Source organism: uncultured Fretibacterium sp., from assembly GCF_963544685.1.
Classification (GTDB): domain Bacteria; phylum Synergistota; class Synergistia; order Synergistales; family Aminobacteriaceae; genus CAJPSE01.
Window position 1 is genome coordinate 1 of sequence record NZ_CAUUGJ010000051.1, and the last position, 16,341, is coordinate 16,341.

Genomic DNA, 16,341 nt, shown 5'->3' on the forward strand with positions numbered 1-16,341 from the left:
GTAGGGATACTTGTCGTCCCAGAGCTCGATCAGCTGCCCCCGCTCGGCCTGGACCGCGGACAGCCGCTCCGCCGTCCCCGCGATCTCGCCGCCCAGGGACGCGAGCGACGCGGAGGCCTTCCCTTCCCTGCCGCGAAGGCGCTCCAGCCGGAGGTGCCCCCGACGGACCCTTCCCCGTTCCTCCTCCAGCTTTCGGCGGAGCTCCGTCTCGTCCCGATGGACCGAAAGGCACTCCCGGCCGATGCGCGACAGGGCCTCCCGGCCGGTGCGCTCCTCGCTCTCGCCGGCCCTCAGCTCCTCCAGCGCCTCCGCGATGCGGGCGGTCAGCGTCCCGTGTTCGCGGTCCATCCGCTCCGCGACGGCGCGCGTCCCCCTGAGGCGCTCCCCGGCCAGGGAGAGCTCGGAACGGAGCCCCCCCACGACGGACGAGTTCTCCTCATTATCCGGCAGCTCCCCGAACCCCGAGAGCTCGGAGTCCAACGCCTCGATCCTCCGCCTGGCCTCGGCCAGGCGCTCCTCCAGGGAGGCCGCCTCGCCCGCGGCCTCCGCGCCCTCCCGTTCGGCACGCTCGATGGAGTCCGTGAGGGAGGCCAGGGTCCGCTGCGCCGCGAGACGGTCGTTCTTCGCCCGCTCCACGGCAGCCGCGGCCTCGTCCCGCTCCGCTGCCAGCCGGCGCTCCTCGTCCTCCCCGGCCTTCAGGCGCGTCTCCACAAGGGCGATGCGCCGCTTCAGCTCCCCGATGCGCTCCTCCGCCTCCGCCATCTGGCGGTTCCGGCCGATCGCGCCCGCGCTCTGCCGCATGCGTCCGCCGCTGACCGTCCCCGACGGAGCGAAGACCTCCCCCTCCAGCGTCACGATGGGGAACCGGGCCCCGTCCTTGACCAGCCCGCTTCCCAGGGCATAGCCCTCGACCACCAGAAGGTCGCCCAGCAGGTGGCGCAGCGCGGGCTCCCAGGGCGCGCGCGGGACGATCAGCTCGGCGGCCCACCCCACGATCCCATTCATGGGAAGCCGGAATCGGAGGTCCGGGGTCCGCGGACGGCAGCGCTCCAGGGGCAGGTAGGTCACACGCCCCGCACGGCGCTGCTTCAGGAGCTCGATGCCCTCCTGAGCCTCATCGAAGGTGGGGACCAGCAGCCAGTACTGGCGCCCGCCGAGGTAGGCCTCCAGCGCGGGCGCGATGTCCGTCGGGCAGGAGAAGGCCTCGGCCACGACCTCGGGCCTCGAGCGCATGCGGTTCAGGCGCGAGGCCGAGAGCAGAAGACGCACAGGCTCCGGGTAGAGCGAGGACTCCGTGTTCTCCTTCAGCACGTCGAGCTCCGCATCCTGCCGCGTCCGCTCGCGCCGCAGCTGCTGCAGCACGGCCGCGTCCTTCTGGCAAGCCGCGTAGGCCGCCGCGTGCGTTTCGACGAGCGTCCGGTGCCGTTCCTCCCAATGGGCCAGCTCCGGTTCCCCGTTCCCTCCCGCCAGGCGCTCCCGCTCCTCCCGGAGGCGGGCGAGCTCCGCCCTCCCCTCCTCCTCGGCAGCGGACAGGGCACGCAGGCGGGCCTCGGACCGGGAGACGAAGAGAGCGCGCTCGGCGTGCTCGTCGCGCAGGGCCTGGCGGCGCAGGCGTTCCCGCTCGAGGGAGGCCCGGCTCTCCTCCATCTCCCTCAGCCGCTCCGCCAGGTCCTGCTGAAGCTCCGCAAGCCGCGCCTCCTGCAGCGCCTCCTCCGCGCGCGTCCGCTCCCGCTCGGACCGAAGGAGGCGTTCCTCCTCCTCCAGCCTCCCGCGCTCCTCGTTCAGGACGCTCCGCTCCCCCAGGATCGCCCGGACCCGCGTCCAGGTCTGGAAGGCCTGGCGGCGCAGCGCGTCCCTCCGTGCGGCGAACTCCTGCTCCCGCGCGAGGAACGCGGACTCGTCGAACCCCTGGCTCCGAAGCCGTTCCTCGGCGGCGCTCACGGCGCTCCGCCAAAGGCCGTGCCACTGGCGGGCCAGGTCCTCGTGGGCCCGAAGCGACTGCTGCTGGCTCCGAAGCCCGCGCTCCCGGTCCTCGAGGGCGAAACGGCGGGAGAAATAGAAGTCCCGGCGCAGGACCTCCAGGTTGTCCAGAATGCCCTGGGCCTCCACGGCCACGGCGACCTCCGGCGCGATCTCCTCGCGCCGGTTCTCCAGCTCGCGGATGAGGGTCTCGATCCGCTGCACCTCGGACAGGGCCGATTCCAGTCGGAGGTTGGTCTCCTCGCGGCGGCGGCGGTAACGGTCGATCCCGAAGAGCAGCTCCAGGTGGTGACGCCGCTGCATGGGACGCTGATGGATGGCCTCCGAGACCTCGCCCTGCCCGATGAAGGCGAAGCTCTCCCCCTCCAGCATGAAGCGGGCCTTCACCTCGTCCAGGTCTTGCATGCGGATGCGGACCCCGTCCACCTGCAGCACCGCCCCGCCCTCGGCCGAGTACTGCCGGCGCAGGGTGGCGGTCCCGTCCGCCCCGGAGAGCCGGAGCGTCACCTCCGCCTCTTTGGCGGGGGAGACGGTGGCGCTTCCCTGAAAGAGCAGGTCGCTCTGCCTCACGATGCGGAGCGCGGAGGGACTGCCCTCACCGAGAATCCAGCGCAGGCCGTCCAGGATGTTGCTCTTGCCGCTTCCGTTCGGCCCGACGATCGCCGTGAAGCCCGCGGGGAAGGAGAACTCGCAGCAGCTCCCGAAGCTCTTGAACCCTTTAAGATGCAGATGCTCTATGGACAACCAGGGAACTCTCCCGCCGCTCCATCTGTTTCGCGCGACGCTCCACGGCGTCGCAGGTCCCCTGGAGCTCGACGCGGTATTTGCTCCACGCGAACTCGGGCATCCCGACGATCAGGATCTTCCGCTCCAGCTCCTCCTCCCAGAGCTGGAGATAGGTATCGTCCACGTACTGCGCAATGGCCGCGTTGGCCTGGAGCAGCAGCGCCTCCGTCCGGTTGGCGTGCGCCACCTTGCGCAGGAACCGCTTGATGGACATGGCCACGGTGTCCTCCCGCAGCACCCATCCGTTGTCGCTGCAGAAGGGGCACCCGCGCGTGAGCACGGAGCGCAGATCGGGGCGGCCGCGCTTGCGTGTGAGCTCGACGAGGCCGAGCTGGGTCATGCTGAAGACCCGGGCCCGCGAACGGTCGGCGTGGAACACCTCCTCAAGCCGGGCCAGAAGGCGCTGCCGGTCCTCCTCGAACTCCATGTCGATGAAGTCGATCACGACGATCCCGCCGATGGACCGGAGGCGCAGCTGGCGGGCGATCTCGTCCGCCGCCTCCAGGTTCGTCGCCAGGGTCGTATGGCGCATGTCCCTGTCCCCGACGAACTTGCCCGTGTTGACGTCGATGACCGTCAGGGCCTCCGTATGCTCGATGACGAGGTAGGCCCCCGAGCGGAGCCAGACCTTACGGTCCAGGGCCTGCTCGATCTCGTTCTCGATGCCGTAGTACTCGAAGATCGGGACGACCCCCCGGTAGAGCGCCACGCTCGGCTTGTCCGTGACGTAGAGCCGGTCCACGAAGTCCGTGACGTGGGCGAACTCCTCCTCCCCGTCCACGATGATCTCGTCGACGTTCCCCTGCGCCTCGTCCCGCAGGACGCGCCCCAGGAGCCCCATATCCTTGTAGAGAAGGCATGGGGCGGACTGGAGGGACGCGTTGTGCTCGATCTCCCGCCAGAGCGCCAGCAGGGACTCCACGTCCCTGGCCAGGGTCTCCTCGTCGACCCCCTCGGCGGCGGTCCGGATGATGACGCCGAAATCGTCGCCCCGAAGGTCCTTGGCGAAATGCCTCAGGCGCTTGCGCTCGCTTTCGCTCTCGATGCGGCGGGACACCCCGGTCTCGCCCCCGCCAGGCACCAGGACGAGGTAGCGCCCCGGCAGGGAGAGGCGGGGCGTCACCCGCGCCCCCTTGTTTTTGCGGGCGGTCTTGGTCACTTGGACGACCAGCTCCTGATTGGGGACGATCTTCATCCCCTGTGCGTCGTTGAGGTAAAGAAACGCGTTCCGGCCGTCCCCGATGCAGACGAAGGCGGCGTTGATCCCGGGGAGCACGCTCTCGACCCGGGCCTTGTAGATCTCCCCCGCCTTCTGATGATCCCACATGCGCTCTATGAAGATTTCCGACAATCGGCCCCCCTCGAGGATCGCGACGCGCGTCTCCTCGTTCTCCAGGGTGTCGGCGATTATCTTGCGGTCCGAAGACACATTTCGTCCCCCTTTGCTCTGTGGGGCCGCAGCCCCCTCAACTCAAACTCCGTATGTAAATCCAATTCCCAATCGTTTGCAGGCAATAAGCGGAGAGCCGGCGAAGAACGAGCCGCGCGAATCGCTTAGATTTCTCACCAGGCGGCTTTTGCAAACCGCAGCGATGGCGTACAAAAAAGTACGTCGAGCAAGGCGAGCAAAAACAACGCAGCATACGAGTGATTCGGGATTGGAATAAAATGCGTACAAATAACGACAACCGCCGAACGGAAGGCCCCTCACGGCGCCAACCGCCCCGGCAGCTCAACTTTTGTTCCATCCCACAGGCCGATGGCCACCCTGACGATGTTGACGTCCTGCCAGCCCCCGAGGTCCCCGGAGGCGATCATCGCCTTCACCCAGCCCCCGACGCCGTTTCGGGCCGGTTCGGCCAGGAGCAGGCTCGTCCACCCCGCCGAGTCCTCCCCCACGGCATCGCCGGCGTCTATGACGGCCTCGCCATAGTGCGCCCGCGCCCTGTCGATCAGTTCATCCCGTGAGAGGACGCCAGGGCTGCGCACCCAGTACAGGGCGGCGCGGCACTCCCGCCCCAGGGACGGGGCGCCCTCCCGGGGCAGGAGAAAGCTCAGGACGCGAAACCCGTCGGGCATGGCAGCGTTCCAGCGCTCCAGAAGGTCGTCGGGCACGCTCCCGAGGTAGACGTCCACGGGCTCCATCAGGGCGACGACCCCCGCGGGGAGCTCCGGCCCGAAGCTCATCTTCGCGTGGGGCGAGAACCCCCGGGTCATCTCCGGTACGAGGCCGGCCCTCCAGGCCGTCCGCGTGAAGAGCGGCGCCAGCGCGATGTGGGGGACGAAGCACGCCTCGCCGCGCTTCTCGTAGAAGAGGCGCACACGAACGCTCATCGGGACCTCAAAGGGCCATCCCCGTCCCGCGGCAGCCCAGTCCGCAGGCGGCGCAGCCCGAGCGGCAGTCCGCCGTCGTCCGAGCGGCGTAGGCCCTCCTCCGCTCCCGAAGCAGAAACTCCCGGGTGAGGCCGGAGTCGATATGATCCCAGGGCAGAGGTTCCGACTCGTCCCGTTCGCGGGTAAACTCATGGGGCGACAGGGAATGGAACTCGAAGGCATCCAGCCACCGCCGCAGGTCGAAGGTCTCGCTCCAGCCGTCGAAGCGGGCCCCCGTACGCCAGGCCCGCTCAATGACGTCGGCCACGCGGCGGTCCCCCCGGGCCAGGACCCCCTCGAGGAAGGACTGCTCGGGCTCGTGGTAGCTCAGGGATATCGCCCTGTCGCGAACCTGCCCCTTGAGGCGGCGTCCCTTCTCGCGAAACTCCTCCACCGTGTTCTGCCGCTCCCACTGAAAGGGGGTGTGCCCCTTCGGGACGAAGCCGGCGACCGACGCGGTCACGGAGGCGCGCTTCCGACCCTTCCGGCGCGCGAGCCTCAGCACGGACTGCGCCAGCTCCACTATGCCGTCCAGGTCCTCGTCGGTCTCCGTCGGCAGCCCCATCATGAAGTAGAGCTTCACGCGGTCCCAGCCCCGGGAGAAGACCTCGTCGAGACACGCGAAGATGGACTCCTCCGAGAAGCCCTTGTTGATGACGTCCCGAAGGCGCTGGGTCCCCGCCTCGGGCGCGAAGGTCAGCCCTCCCCGGCGGAGCTTCTGCAGGCGCTCGGCCAGACCGATCGAGAAACCGTCCATCCTCAGGCTGGGCAGGCTCAGCTTGGCGTTCCGCTCGGACAGCGGACCGCCAAGGGCGTCGATGACCGATTCGATTCCGGAATAGTCGCAGGACGCCAGGGAGAGGAGCCCCACCTCCTCCCATCCCGTGCGGTCCACAAGGCCGACGATCGAGTCCACGACCCTCTGGGGGTCCCGTTCGCGGACCGGACGGCAGACCATCCCCGCCTGACAGAAGCGGCAGCCGCGGGAGCAGCCCCGGAAGAGCTCGAGGGCCGCCCGGTCGTGCACCACGCTCACGGAGGGGACGATCAGCCCCTGGGGGCTGAACGCCTCCTCGAAGGACTCCAGGAACTGCCGCCTCACCGGGGTGCCGTCGTGGCAGGCGGGAACGTAAACCCCCTCCAGCCGCGCACAGGCCGCGAGGCGCTCGGACCGCCTCCCTCCCCTGGTGTCCCGCAAAACCGCCAGGAGCTCCGGAAGCACGGGCTCGCCCTCCCCGACGCAGAAGAGGTCGAAAAACGGCGCCACGGGCTCGGGGACGAGGGCCCCGGGCCCGCCCGCGACGACGATGGGGTCGCCGTCGCCCCTCGCCTCGGACCTCAGGGGCACGCCTCCAAGGTCCAGCATGGTCAGGACGTTGGTGTAGCCCATCTCGTGCTGGAGCGTGAAGCCCAGCACGTCGAAATCCCGCAGCGGACGCCCCTGCTCCGTGGAGGACAGGGGCATTTCGTAACGCCTCAGCAGGGCCTCCATGTCGACCCACGGGCAATACGCCCGGTCCACCAGACAGCCTTCGTTCCGGATGAAGGCGGAGAGCAGCTGAAAGCCGTAATAGCTCATCCCGATCTCGTAGACGTCCGGGAACGCGAGACAGACCCTCAGGGAATCGCGGGCCTCGTCCCACGAGGGCAGGGCATAGGGCCTCCACTCGCTGCCGCTGTAGCGGGACGGGCGCGAAACCTGGGCCAGAAGGGGCCAGGCCGGCCGATCGAATTCCGAAAACGCCATAGAACGAACTCCTCCGCGCCCGAAGCCGGAATCACCGACGCAAGGCCCTAAAAGTGAAAACGCTTCGCGCTGTCGATATAGACGCTGCCGACGAGCCCCAAAGCGACGAAAACGGACAAAAGGGCGCTCCCCCCGTAGCTCAGGAAGGGCAGGGGCAGCCCGGTGACCGGCATCAGGCCGATGCTCATCCCGATGCTCTCGAACATCTGGAACCATATCCAGACCGCGATGCCGGCCGCCATGATCTTGCACCGCCGGTCGCGGCTCCGGAGCCCGGCGGCGGCGATGCGGGAGAAGAGCAGCCCGAAGAGGACCAGCAGCAGGGAGGTCCCCAGGAAGCCGAACTCCTCGGAGTAGACGCTGAAGATGAAATCGGTGTGGGGCTCCGGAAGGAAGCGCAGCTTGCTCTGCATCCCCATCATGAAGCCCTTGCCCCAGAACCCGCCGGACCCCACGGCAATGCGGGACTGGATGACGTTGTACCCCGCACCGAGCGGGTCCCGCATCGGATCCAGAAAGACGAGCAGCCTCAGCTTCTGATACTCCTTCAGGCAGAACCAGAGGAAGGGCGCCGAAACCACCCCCAGCCCCATGAGGGTCCCCAGGTAGCGCAGGGGGGTCCCCGCGATGAAGAGCATGCCGAAGGTGATGACAAGATACACCAGGGCGCTTCCCGTATCCGGCTGGGCGAGCACCAGGACGACGGCCGGGATCGCCACGCCCAGCCCCCCCAGGAAGGCCCCCAGGTTCAGGGGAGGGTAACGGCTCAGCCACTTCGAGAGCATCAGGATCAGGGATATCTTGGCGAACTCGGAGGGCTGGAAACGAAAGAATCCCAGGGACAGCCAGCTCTGAGCCCCTTTGATCCGAGGCGCCAGCAGCACCGTGAGGAACAGGAGGAACAGGGTCAGGCCGTAGATGGGGTAGGCCGCGTCCAGCAGCCTGCGGTATCCCACGCCCACCATGAAGAACATCGCCAGGCCCCCCGCCGCCAGCCACAGCGACTGGCGCAGGGCAAAGTCCCAGCCGCGCCCCATGCGCCCTGCCCCCGCGCTGAACACGCAGAGGACACCGCATGCCGCCAGGAACAGCGCGCAGCCGAGAAGGATCCTGTCCAGCTCGGTAACGTCATCCTTGAAGACCAAAAGATAAGGAGTCTCCATCATCCAGTTCTACCTTCGGAAAAGCCGGAAGCCCTCCATGCCTAACGATGCTTCTTCCTGCCGCTTTTATCCCCCGCCGGCCTCGGGACGGCACGGGACGGCGCCGCCTCCTCCTCCATCCCCCCGCCCCGCTTGATCCTGAGGACGGGGATGTTCGCCACCAGGGCCACGGCCTGATCGTCCCGGTCCAGATCCAGTTCGATCTTGCTGGTATCGATATCCATATAACGGGTCAGGACCGTAATCATCTCCATCCTCAGGTTCTCGAGCAGCTGCGGCGATATGTCGGTCCGATCATGTATCAGTACGATGCGGAGGCGATCCCGCGCCGTCCGGGCCGAATCGCGGCTGCCGCCCCCAAAAAATTTTTTCAGAAAATCCACGTCTATCTCTCCCCCTTTGTGCTGAAAATCAACGGGATATCCTCATGAAGTTTCTCCAGGCGCCCTCCAGCCCGCGGGACAGGAGTTCCCGAGGGCTCCGGAACACGGATCAGCTCAGTCCGAAGAAGCGTTTGATCGGGGCAAGGAAGCGCCAGGAGGCCCCGACATCCAGCTCCATCAGAGGAATGTCCCGCCCCTGGAGACGTTCGGCGATGTTGGCATAGGCCTGGGCCGCCGGGGAATTCAGTCCGAAGGTCAGGGGCTCGCCGCGGTTCGAGGACTTGATGACCCCGTCGTCCTCGGGCACGATCCCTATGAGATTGATGGAGAGGATATCGAGGATGTCCTCCCTCGCCAGCATGTCCCCGTCCTGGACCATGTTCGCACGGAAGCGGTTGATGATCAGGCGGATCGGGGACTTTCCCATGGACTCGAGCATCCCGATGATTCGGTCCGCGTCCCGGACCGAGGGGACCTCGGGCGTCGTCACCACAAGGGCCTCGTCGGCCCCGGCGGCGGCATTTTTGAACCCGCCCTCAATGCCCGCGGGGCAGTCCAGAAGCACGAAATCGAAATCCGGCCTCAGCTGATTGCAGAGATCCATCATCTGCTCCGGGCCGACGGCGTCCTTGGTACGCGTCTGAGCCGCGGGAAGAAGAAAGAGGTTCTCCACCCGCTTGTCCCGCACCAGGGCCTGGTTCAGACGGCAATTTTTCTCGATCACATCTATGAAATTGAACACGACGCGATTCTCGAGCCCCATGACGACATCCAGGTTGCGCAGCCCGATATCCGCATCCACGGCAACCACTTTCTTGCCGGTCTTCGCCAGAGCGACCGAGATGTTCGCCGTCGAGGTCGTCTTTCCGACACCTCCCTTTCCGGAGGTAACCACTATAACCCGTGCACTCAACGAAAAAACCTCCATTTCCGTAAACTGTCTTCAGCCTTCCCCGTTCCGGCCGAGTTCGATCATTCCAGAAAATGCCCCTCGCGGATGATCGGTTTTTCGTCCTCGATGGTGATCAGAACGGTCTTCCGCCACCAGGACATCGACTCGTCGGCGTAGCACAGACGGCGCCCCACCCGGATCTGGCGGGTCTCGAAGGACCCCGCAAGGACGTATACGTCCTTTCTTCCATCCCTGCCGGCATGCACGATCCCCTTGAGCCTCCCGGCGACGAGGACGCTGCCCGTGGCCAGTATCTCCGCCCCGGCGTTCAGATGCCCCCAGAGGAGGACGTCGCCGCCGTGCTCGATGTTCTGCCCGGAACGCAATGAATTATACAGTACGAGCGCACCGGGGCTGTCCGAAGGAGGAGAGGGCGGAACCGGGGAGGGCTCCTCGGCCGTCAGTCCCGCTCTGCGGACGAGGGCCTGCGTCGTCCCGTTCGAGGATACCCAGGCCAGGATACGAATGCCGCCGGGCCATACGACCCGCCGCAGGATCCTGAGCAGCAGATCCTCCGAACAGACCCTGGACTGGAAGTCCAAAACCACGCCCTCCCCGACGGGGAAAAGGTAAGCCTGGGGCGGAATACGCAGCAAAAGCTCCAGCAGTTCCTCCTCGGAAGGGGACTCCGGCAGGATGATCCGAATGCCGTAGCCCATCCCCTTGATCCGAATCGCGGAGGATGGATCCCGTGTCTCGACACCCTTCTGTATCGTCCTCAATCCCCCCGGCCTCCTCCCTCACCCGTAGGATGGCTCAAAATATGGGCCAGAATCTCGCCGACGATCGGCGAGGCCACGCTGCTGCCGTGCTTCCCCGCCTCGACGACCGCAACGGCGACGAACCTCGGATCATCCGCCGGGGCGTAGCCGGCAAACAGGGCGTGATCGTCCCCATGCGCGTTCTGGGCGGTCCCCGTCTTGCCCGCGATCGTCACCCCGAACTGGCCTGCCCGGGCCCCCGTGCCCTTGCGGACGACGTATTCGAGCCCCTTCTGCACGGTCGCCAGTTTGTCCCTGCCGACCGGCAGCCCTATCGGCTCCCTGTAGGCACGGTCGCACAGGAAGGGGTGCACGAGCCTGCCTCCATTCGCGATCGCCGCATAGACGCGGGCTATCTGCAAAGGCGTCAGCAAAAGATACCCCTGCCCGATCGAATAGTTGATCGTGTCGCCCGGATACCAGTTCTCCCTGAAACGCCTCTTCTTCCACTCCGGCCCGGCGATCGTGCCCGAGGCCTCGCCCGGAAGGTCTATCCCCGTGGGCTCCCCCAGTCGGAACTCCCGACACCACTTCATCAGGAGGTCGATCCCCAGCTTCAGACCCGTCTGATAGAAATAGACGTCGCAGGAATACTGCAGGGCCGACAGCACGTTGACCCTGCCGTGCCCCCCGCGCCGCCAGCATCGAAACGTCCGGGAGGGCAGGCGAAGGGCCCCGCCGCAGAAAAAGGTCGTGGAGGGCGCGACCACCCCCTCCTCCAGGCCCGCCAGGGCCACGAGCGCCTTGAAGGTGGAGGCGGGCGGGTAGACCCCTGCGATGCTCCGGTCCAGCATCGGTCTGGCCGGGTCCTGCGTCATATCCCGCCACTCCCTCCCAGAGACCCCCCAGGCCAGGGGATTGTTGTCGTAGGTCGGCGAGGAGGCCAGGGCCAGGACCGCCCCCGTCCGGACGTCCATCACCACGAGCGCCCCCTTCTGCCCCGTCAGGAGCTCGACGGCCCGCTTCTGGACCCCCATGTCCAGGGTCAGCTTCAAATCGCTTCCCTTCATCACCGAGCGGGTGTCCAGCGTGCGGACCTTTCGGCCCCGTGCGTCGACCTCCAGGGCCTCCTCCCCGGCCGCGCCGCGCAGCTCAGACTCGTAGAAGCGCTCGATGCCCACCTTGCCGATCAGGTCTCCCCCGAAATAGTCCCCCTCGGCGCTGGCCCGGAGCTCCTCCTCCGATATCTCCCCGACATATCCCAGGACGTTCGATACCAAGGCCCCCGCAGGATACGTCCTCCGCCAGACGGGGAAGGGAAACAGCTCCCGGGGAAACTCGGGGTCGGCGACCAGCTCCGCCATCTGCGGCATCGTCAGGTTCGGAACCAGGCGGATCACGCGGTAGGGGGCCCAGCGCTGCCGCCGGATCGTCTTTTCGAGGTCCTCCACGGTCATGGGGATACCGTGGCGCGTCAGCACGAGACTGACGCGCTCCAGCTTTTTCTCCGTATCGAGGTCCAGCGGATATCCCATGATGCTGAACGTCGTCTCGTTGACCGCCAGCGGGACGCCGTGACGGTCGAAGATCTCCCCGCGGGGCGCCGATACCCGAATCAGCCTCAGCCGATTGTTGTAGGCTAGGCGAACGTATTTGTCGCCATGAAGAATCTGAAAAAAATAAAGTCCTCCCGCCAGAACGGCCAGGGAGAGAAAGATCCCTCCCAGCATGATCTTCAGGCGGTCGTCCAGCAAATCTCTGATCTCAGGCATGGAGCTCCTTCATACGCCTCGAATAGCGGTAGACGCACAGCAGTACGAGGGGAAGGGCCAGCACCTGCTGCAGCACGAAGAAAGCCCCCCCCCTGTCGCCTCCGAAGATCAGGACGGGCAGAAGCGGAGGCAGAAGCTGCGTGACCTCCAGGAGCGTAAAAAAGACCATGGACGTGCGCCCCTGTATGGGGATGGCGTTCCAGGCCCACAGGATCAGCATCACGGCACAGACGTAGCCCAGGGTGAAGAACCCCGGGATGCCGATCCAGCGCAGATCCCAGAGCAGCCCCCCGAAAAAGGCCGTCCAGATGCCCCAGAGCCGGTCCTCCCCCTCATCCAGGAGCAGGCGGTAGGCCACCGTCAGGAGAAAGATCTCCGGGACCTGCATCACCCCCCAGACAAGCACGGTCAGAAGGTCCTGGAGCAGCCAGAACAGCACGGAGGACATCAGCGGGGCCTCTCCGACGGGGAAAGCGCGGGGCTGAGGATGGAGACCTCGTAAAATCGCGTGAGGTCCGCCCCGGGCTCCAGGCGATAGGTGACGTACCCGCTCCCGGAGACCTCGATCTCCTCCTTGATCCGGCCGATGGGCAGCCCCGGGGGCAGCTGCTCGCCGATCAGGGCCGTACTCACCTTCATCCCGGCCATATTGCCCCTTCCCGAGGGGATGTAGTTCAGCAGGACCGAACCGTTACCATCCCCGACGACGACCCCCAGGTCCCGGGTCTCCTCGATCACGACCGGAATCAGCAGAGACGGCGAGGTCAGGAGCTCCGCCCAGGAGGAGAACAGCGACACCGAGGTGACGCGCCCGATGAGATATCCATTCTGGAAGATCGGCAGCCCCACGGAGACGTGATCCTTCTCCCCCTTGTCGATGCGGATCTCGTGCCACCAGGACAAAGGCGCCCTCAGGGTCACCCGGGCCCCGCTCATCCTGGCGTCCAGCTCGGCGCGGATGCGCTCGTTCGCCATGGCGGCCTCCAGAATGCGGAACTTCGCATTCTCGTCCCGCAGACGCTCGATCTCGCGCTGCAGCGTCGATTTCTCCCGGGCCCAAAGCCATCCATCCCTCAGGAGGGCCCGCAGGCGCACGGCCGGAAGCTCCGGGATGGACAGGACCTCCCCCAGGAGCCCCACAACCTGCTTCGAAACCCCCAGGGAAGAGCCGGCCGCCAGCAGCACCACCCCCAGGATGAGCGCCGTCAGGCTGTGAATCCACTCGCGGATCTGGCGTCGGTCAAGCATGGCCGACCCTCCGTCCGGACATTATCCCGCGCGGTTTCAGCGGGACCCCCGCTCGACGGACATCAGCACCCGCCGCATGGCCCCCAGGTTCTCCAGGATCTTCCCCACCCCCATGGCCACGGAGTAAAGCGGCTTCTCGGCGGTGATGACGGGGGTGTTGACGGCCCGGGAGAGGCGCTCCGCAAACCCCCGCATCAGGGAAACCCCTCCGGAGAGCACGATTCCCTGATCGACGATGTCCTTGGCCAGTTCGGGGGGGGTCTTCTCGAGGGCCACCTTCACCATGTCCTCGATCCCCAGAAAGATCGGGTCCAGAGCCTCCCGGACCTCGACCGAGGAGACCGTGTCGACCTTGGGCAGTCCGTCGGAGAGGTCCCGCCCCTTCACGGCCATCTCCAGCTCCGGCGTCAGAGGCAGCGCGGAGCCGATCGTGTTCTTGACCTCCTCGGCCGTCGTATCCCCGATCAGCAGAGCGTACCGTTGGCGCAGCATGGCGATGATGGCGTTGTCCATCACCTTGCCCGCGTTCCGAAGCGAGCTGGTCACCACGATGCCCCCGAGGGAGATGACCGAGACCTCGCTCGTCCCGCCCCCGACGTCGACGATCATGCATCCCTGGGGTTTGTCGATCGGCAGCCCCACACCGAGGGCCGCCGATATGGGCTCGTCCACCACATAGGCCTCGCTTGCCCCCGCGCCCAGCGTCGCGTCGACCACCGCCTTGCGCTCCACCTCCGTGACCTCCGCCGGAACGGAGATGACCACGCGCGGATGGGCCATGAAGGAGCCGCCCCCCTTGGCCTTGTGGAGGCAGAAACGGATCAGCTCCTCCGTCATGTCGAAGTTGGCGATGACCCCATCCTGAAGCGGCCATATCGCCTCGACGCCCGTGGGGGTCTTCCCCGCCATCGACTTGGCCTCCTGCCCCACGGCGATGACCTCGAGCCCCCGGCCTCGGGGCAGTTTACGCACGGCGACGGTCGAGGGCTCGCTGAGCACGATCCCCTTCTCCTTCACGTACACGACGATGTTGGCCGTCCCCAGATCTATTCCGACATCAAGCCCCAGTATCCCGGAGAGGTACTTGAACATATCCTTTCATCACCCGCATTTTTCGAATCTGCCCCAAACCGTCCACCGATGGGGCCTCGCCGCAAAGGACCCCCTTTATCGCGGGCCCCTTTCCACTTTCCCGGACTTTCCGAAACCGCCTTCCCGAAACCGGCCTAGACGGGCCAGAAGGGATTGTGCTGCCGCTCCTCTCCGATGGTCGTCTCGGGGCCGTGCCCCGGAAGGACGACGAGCGAATCCGGAAGCTTCGAGAGCTTGCGCAGGGAGTCGTCCAGCTTCGACGGCTCCCCGCCCGTGAGATCGGTCCGGCCCACGCTCTGGGCGAACAGGGTATCCCCCGAGGCCAGGATGCGCTCCCCACCCTCCCGTATAAGATAACACACTCCCCCCGGGGTGTGCCCGGGGGTCTCCAGGACCTCGATGCGGAAAGCTCCGATCTCGAGCACGTTTCCCTCGGATATCTCGTGAAAATCGGTAACGCTCTCGCACCGTATCCGGAGGGCGGACTGCATCGCCTCGGAGGGGCGTCGGATCATATCGGCATCGTCCCTGGAGATGTAGACCTCCCCTCCAACGAGGGGGAGCAGATCCCCGAGCCCCGCAAAATGGTCCACGTGCCCGTGGGTCAGGAGCACCGCCCTCAGCTTCAGCCCCTGGGACCGAACGAACTCCAGGACCTCCCGGGCATCCCCGCCGGGGTCGATAAAGAATGCCTCTCCCCCCTCGTCCCAGAAAAGATAGCCGTTCGTCCAAAGCTTGCCCAGTGGGAAACGTTTGTACTGCACCGTCGCTCACAACTCCTTATTCCAATTCCAAATCATCGGGTATCCAGGATCAGGGTCACCGGGCCGTCGTTCAGGAGGCCTATCTCCATATGCGCGCCGAAGACGCCGCAGCCCGTTTCCACCCCGAAGGACCGCACCCGATGAACGAAATGGTCATAGAGCCGCTTCCCCTCCTCGGGGGCGGCCGCTCCGACAAAGGAGGGACGCCTGCCCTTCCGGCAGTCCCCGTAAAGGGTGAACTGCGAGACCAGAAGCGCAGCGCCGCCGACATCGAGCAGGGACCGGTTCATCCGCCCCTCCCCGTCCTCGAAGATCCTCAGGTTGACGAGCTTGTCGGCCAGCCAGAGGGAATCCTCCTCCGTGTCTCCGTCCCCAACCCCCAGCAGGACGCAGATCCCCGGGCCGATCTCCGATATCGTCTCTCCGCCCACGGAAACGGCCGCCCGCAGGACCCTCTGCACCACCGCCCGCATGGCCTACCCCCTTACGACCTCCAGCATCCCCTTGATGCCGTTCAATTTCGCCACGATCGAGTACAGGTGTTCCACGTCCTTCACCTTCAGCTCGATCTTCATCCGCATCAGGCTGTTGCCCACCGTCGTAGCCTTGATCCCGTGGATGCTGCCCCCCTCCAGCCCGATCGCCTGAGCCGCGTCGCGGATCAGGTCGGACCGGTCCAGGGCCTCCGCCCTCAGCCGGGCGGTATAGAGCTTTCCGGACGGACGCCCCCAGGAGACCTGCACGACGCGCCCCATCTGGGCGTTCAGAATATTGGGGCAGTCCAGACGATGCACCGTGATCCCGCGCGTCCGCGTCGAGTAGCCCACGATGGCGTCGCCCGGGACCGGGTCGCAGCAGTTGGCCAGGACCACCCAGACCCCGCCCGCCCCGTCGACCACGATGTCCGAGTCGGACTTATGGGCGTCCGTGTGCTCCTTGACGAGAGCCGCGATGTCGTCCGTGGGATGGCGCTGCTGGAGGTACGCCAGCGCGAGCTTCTGCGCGACCGTGCTGGGGCCGGACGTCCCCGCCCCGATGGAGACCAGGAGGTCCTCCCTGCCCGCCATCCCGAGGTCGCGGGCCACCTTGTTGAGGGCGGGGGTCAGATCGTCCTGATTGTCCGTCTTATCCGCCGCGATCCCCCGCTTGCGGAGCTCGCGTTCGAGGGCCTCCCAGCCCCGCGCCAGCTTCTCCTCCCGGTCCGTCTTCTCGGCCTGGCGAAAGTAGTTCCGGATCTTGCTCCTGGTCTTGCTGCTCCGGGCGAACTTCATCCAGTCCCTGGAGGGAAAGCCCTGCGGCGAGGTGATGATCTTCACGATATCGCCGCTGTGCAGCTGCGTGCTCAGGGGCACGATGCGGCTGTTGATCATCGCCCCCACG

Annotated in this window: 15 protein-coding genes; all 15 read right to left on the minus strand. The window is 66.4% G+C overall.

Features of this window, described 5'->3' with window-relative positions; translation table 11 throughout:
- The coding region (locus tag ABLA28_RS06280; protein ID WP_347712948.1) for a chromosome segregation SMC family protein at nucleotides 1–2,724 on the minus strand (2,724 nt) is incomplete at its 3' end.
- A complete protein-coding gene (locus tag ABLA28_RS06285; RefSeq protein WP_347712949.1) occupies nucleotides 2,699–4,195 on the minus strand; it encodes an Rne/Rng family ribonuclease in 1,497 nt (498 codons plus the stop codon). The genes ABLA28_RS06280 and ABLA28_RS06285, both read right to left, overlap by 26 nt.
- Before the next feature lie 278 nt (nucleotides 4,196–4,473).
- Nucleotides 4,474–5,100, minus strand: a complete 627-nt coding sequence (locus ABLA28_RS06290; protein ID WP_347712950.1) for a TIGR03936 family radical SAM-associated protein — start codon at nucleotides 5,098–5,100, stop codon at nucleotides 4,474–4,476.
- A gap of 7 nt (nucleotides 5,101–5,107) precedes the next feature.
- Complete coding sequence (locus tag ABLA28_RS06295) at nucleotides 5,108–6,886, minus strand: radical SAM protein (RefSeq protein WP_347712951.1); 1,779 nt, start codon at nucleotides 6,884–6,886, stop codon at nucleotides 5,108–5,110.
- A 47-nt stretch (nucleotides 6,887–6,933) separates the two neighbouring features.
- Nucleotides 6,934–8,052, minus strand: coding sequence for a rod shape-determining protein RodA (gene rodA, locus ABLA28_RS06300; RefSeq protein WP_347712952.1), 1,119 nt, complete (start codon nucleotides 8,050–8,052; stop codon nucleotides 6,934–6,936).
- Nucleotides 8,053–8,090: 38 nt separating this feature from the next.
- Nucleotides 8,091–8,432, minus strand: coding sequence for a cell division topological specificity factor MinE (gene minE / locus ABLA28_RS06305; RefSeq protein WP_299298343.1), 342 nt, complete (start codon nucleotides 8,430–8,432; stop codon nucleotides 8,091–8,093).
- Between the two features lie 109 nt (nucleotides 8,433–8,541).
- Nucleotides 8,542–9,345, minus strand: a complete 804-nt coding sequence (gene minD, locus ABLA28_RS06310) for a septum site-determining protein MinD (protein WP_299298345.1) — start codon at nucleotides 9,343–9,345, stop codon at nucleotides 8,542–8,544.
- Nucleotides 9,346–9,404: 59 nt separating this feature from the next.
- Nucleotides 9,405–10,106 (minus strand): septum site-determining protein MinC, encoded by a 702-nt coding sequence (locus ABLA28_RS06315; protein ID WP_347712953.1) that lies wholly within the window; start codon nucleotides 10,104–10,106, stop codon nucleotides 9,405–9,407.
- Complete coding sequence (gene mrdA / locus ABLA28_RS06320; RefSeq protein WP_347712954.1) at nucleotides 10,103–11,857, minus strand: penicillin-binding protein 2; 1,755 nt, start codon at nucleotides 11,855–11,857, stop codon at nucleotides 10,103–10,105. The genes ABLA28_RS06315 and mrdA overlap by 4 nt, the downstream gene beginning before the upstream one ends.
- Nucleotides 11,850–12,305, minus strand: coding sequence for a hypothetical protein (locus ABLA28_RS06325; protein WP_347712955.1), 456 nt, complete (start codon nucleotides 12,303–12,305; stop codon nucleotides 11,850–11,852). The genes mrdA and ABLA28_RS06325 overlap by 8 nt, the downstream gene beginning before the upstream one ends.
- Nucleotides 12,305–13,105, minus strand: a complete 801-nt coding sequence (gene mreC / locus ABLA28_RS06330) for a rod shape-determining protein MreC (RefSeq protein ID WP_299298357.1) — start codon at nucleotides 13,103–13,105, stop codon at nucleotides 12,305–12,307. The genes ABLA28_RS06325 and mreC overlap by 1 nt, the downstream gene beginning before the upstream one ends.
- Nucleotides 13,106–13,141: 36 nt before the next feature.
- The gene (locus ABLA28_RS06335) at nucleotides 13,142–14,197 is read right to left on the minus strand and encodes a rod shape-determining protein (RefSeq protein WP_299298360.1); all 1,056 of its coding nucleotides are present in this window, start codon (nucleotides 14,195–14,197) and stop codon (nucleotides 13,142–13,144) included.
- Nucleotides 14,198–14,331: 134 nt separating this feature from the next.
- Complete coding sequence (locus ABLA28_RS06340) at nucleotides 14,332–14,961, minus strand: MBL fold metallo-hydrolase (protein WP_347712956.1); 630 nt, start codon at nucleotides 14,959–14,961, stop codon at nucleotides 14,332–14,334.
- 32 nt (nucleotides 14,962–14,993) lie between these two features.
- Nucleotides 14,994–15,434 carry a D-aminoacyl-tRNA deacylase gene (gene dtd, locus ABLA28_RS06345; protein ID WP_347712957.1) on the minus strand — a complete coding sequence of 147 codons (441 nt, stop codon included), beginning with the start codon at nucleotides 15,432–15,434 and terminating at the stop codon, nucleotides 14,994–14,996.
- A gap of 3 nt (nucleotides 15,435–15,437) precedes the next feature.
- A partial coding sequence (locus tag ABLA28_RS06350) for an ACT domain-containing protein (RefSeq protein WP_347712958.1) occupies nucleotides 15,438–16,341 on the minus strand: 904 nt, incomplete at its 5' end.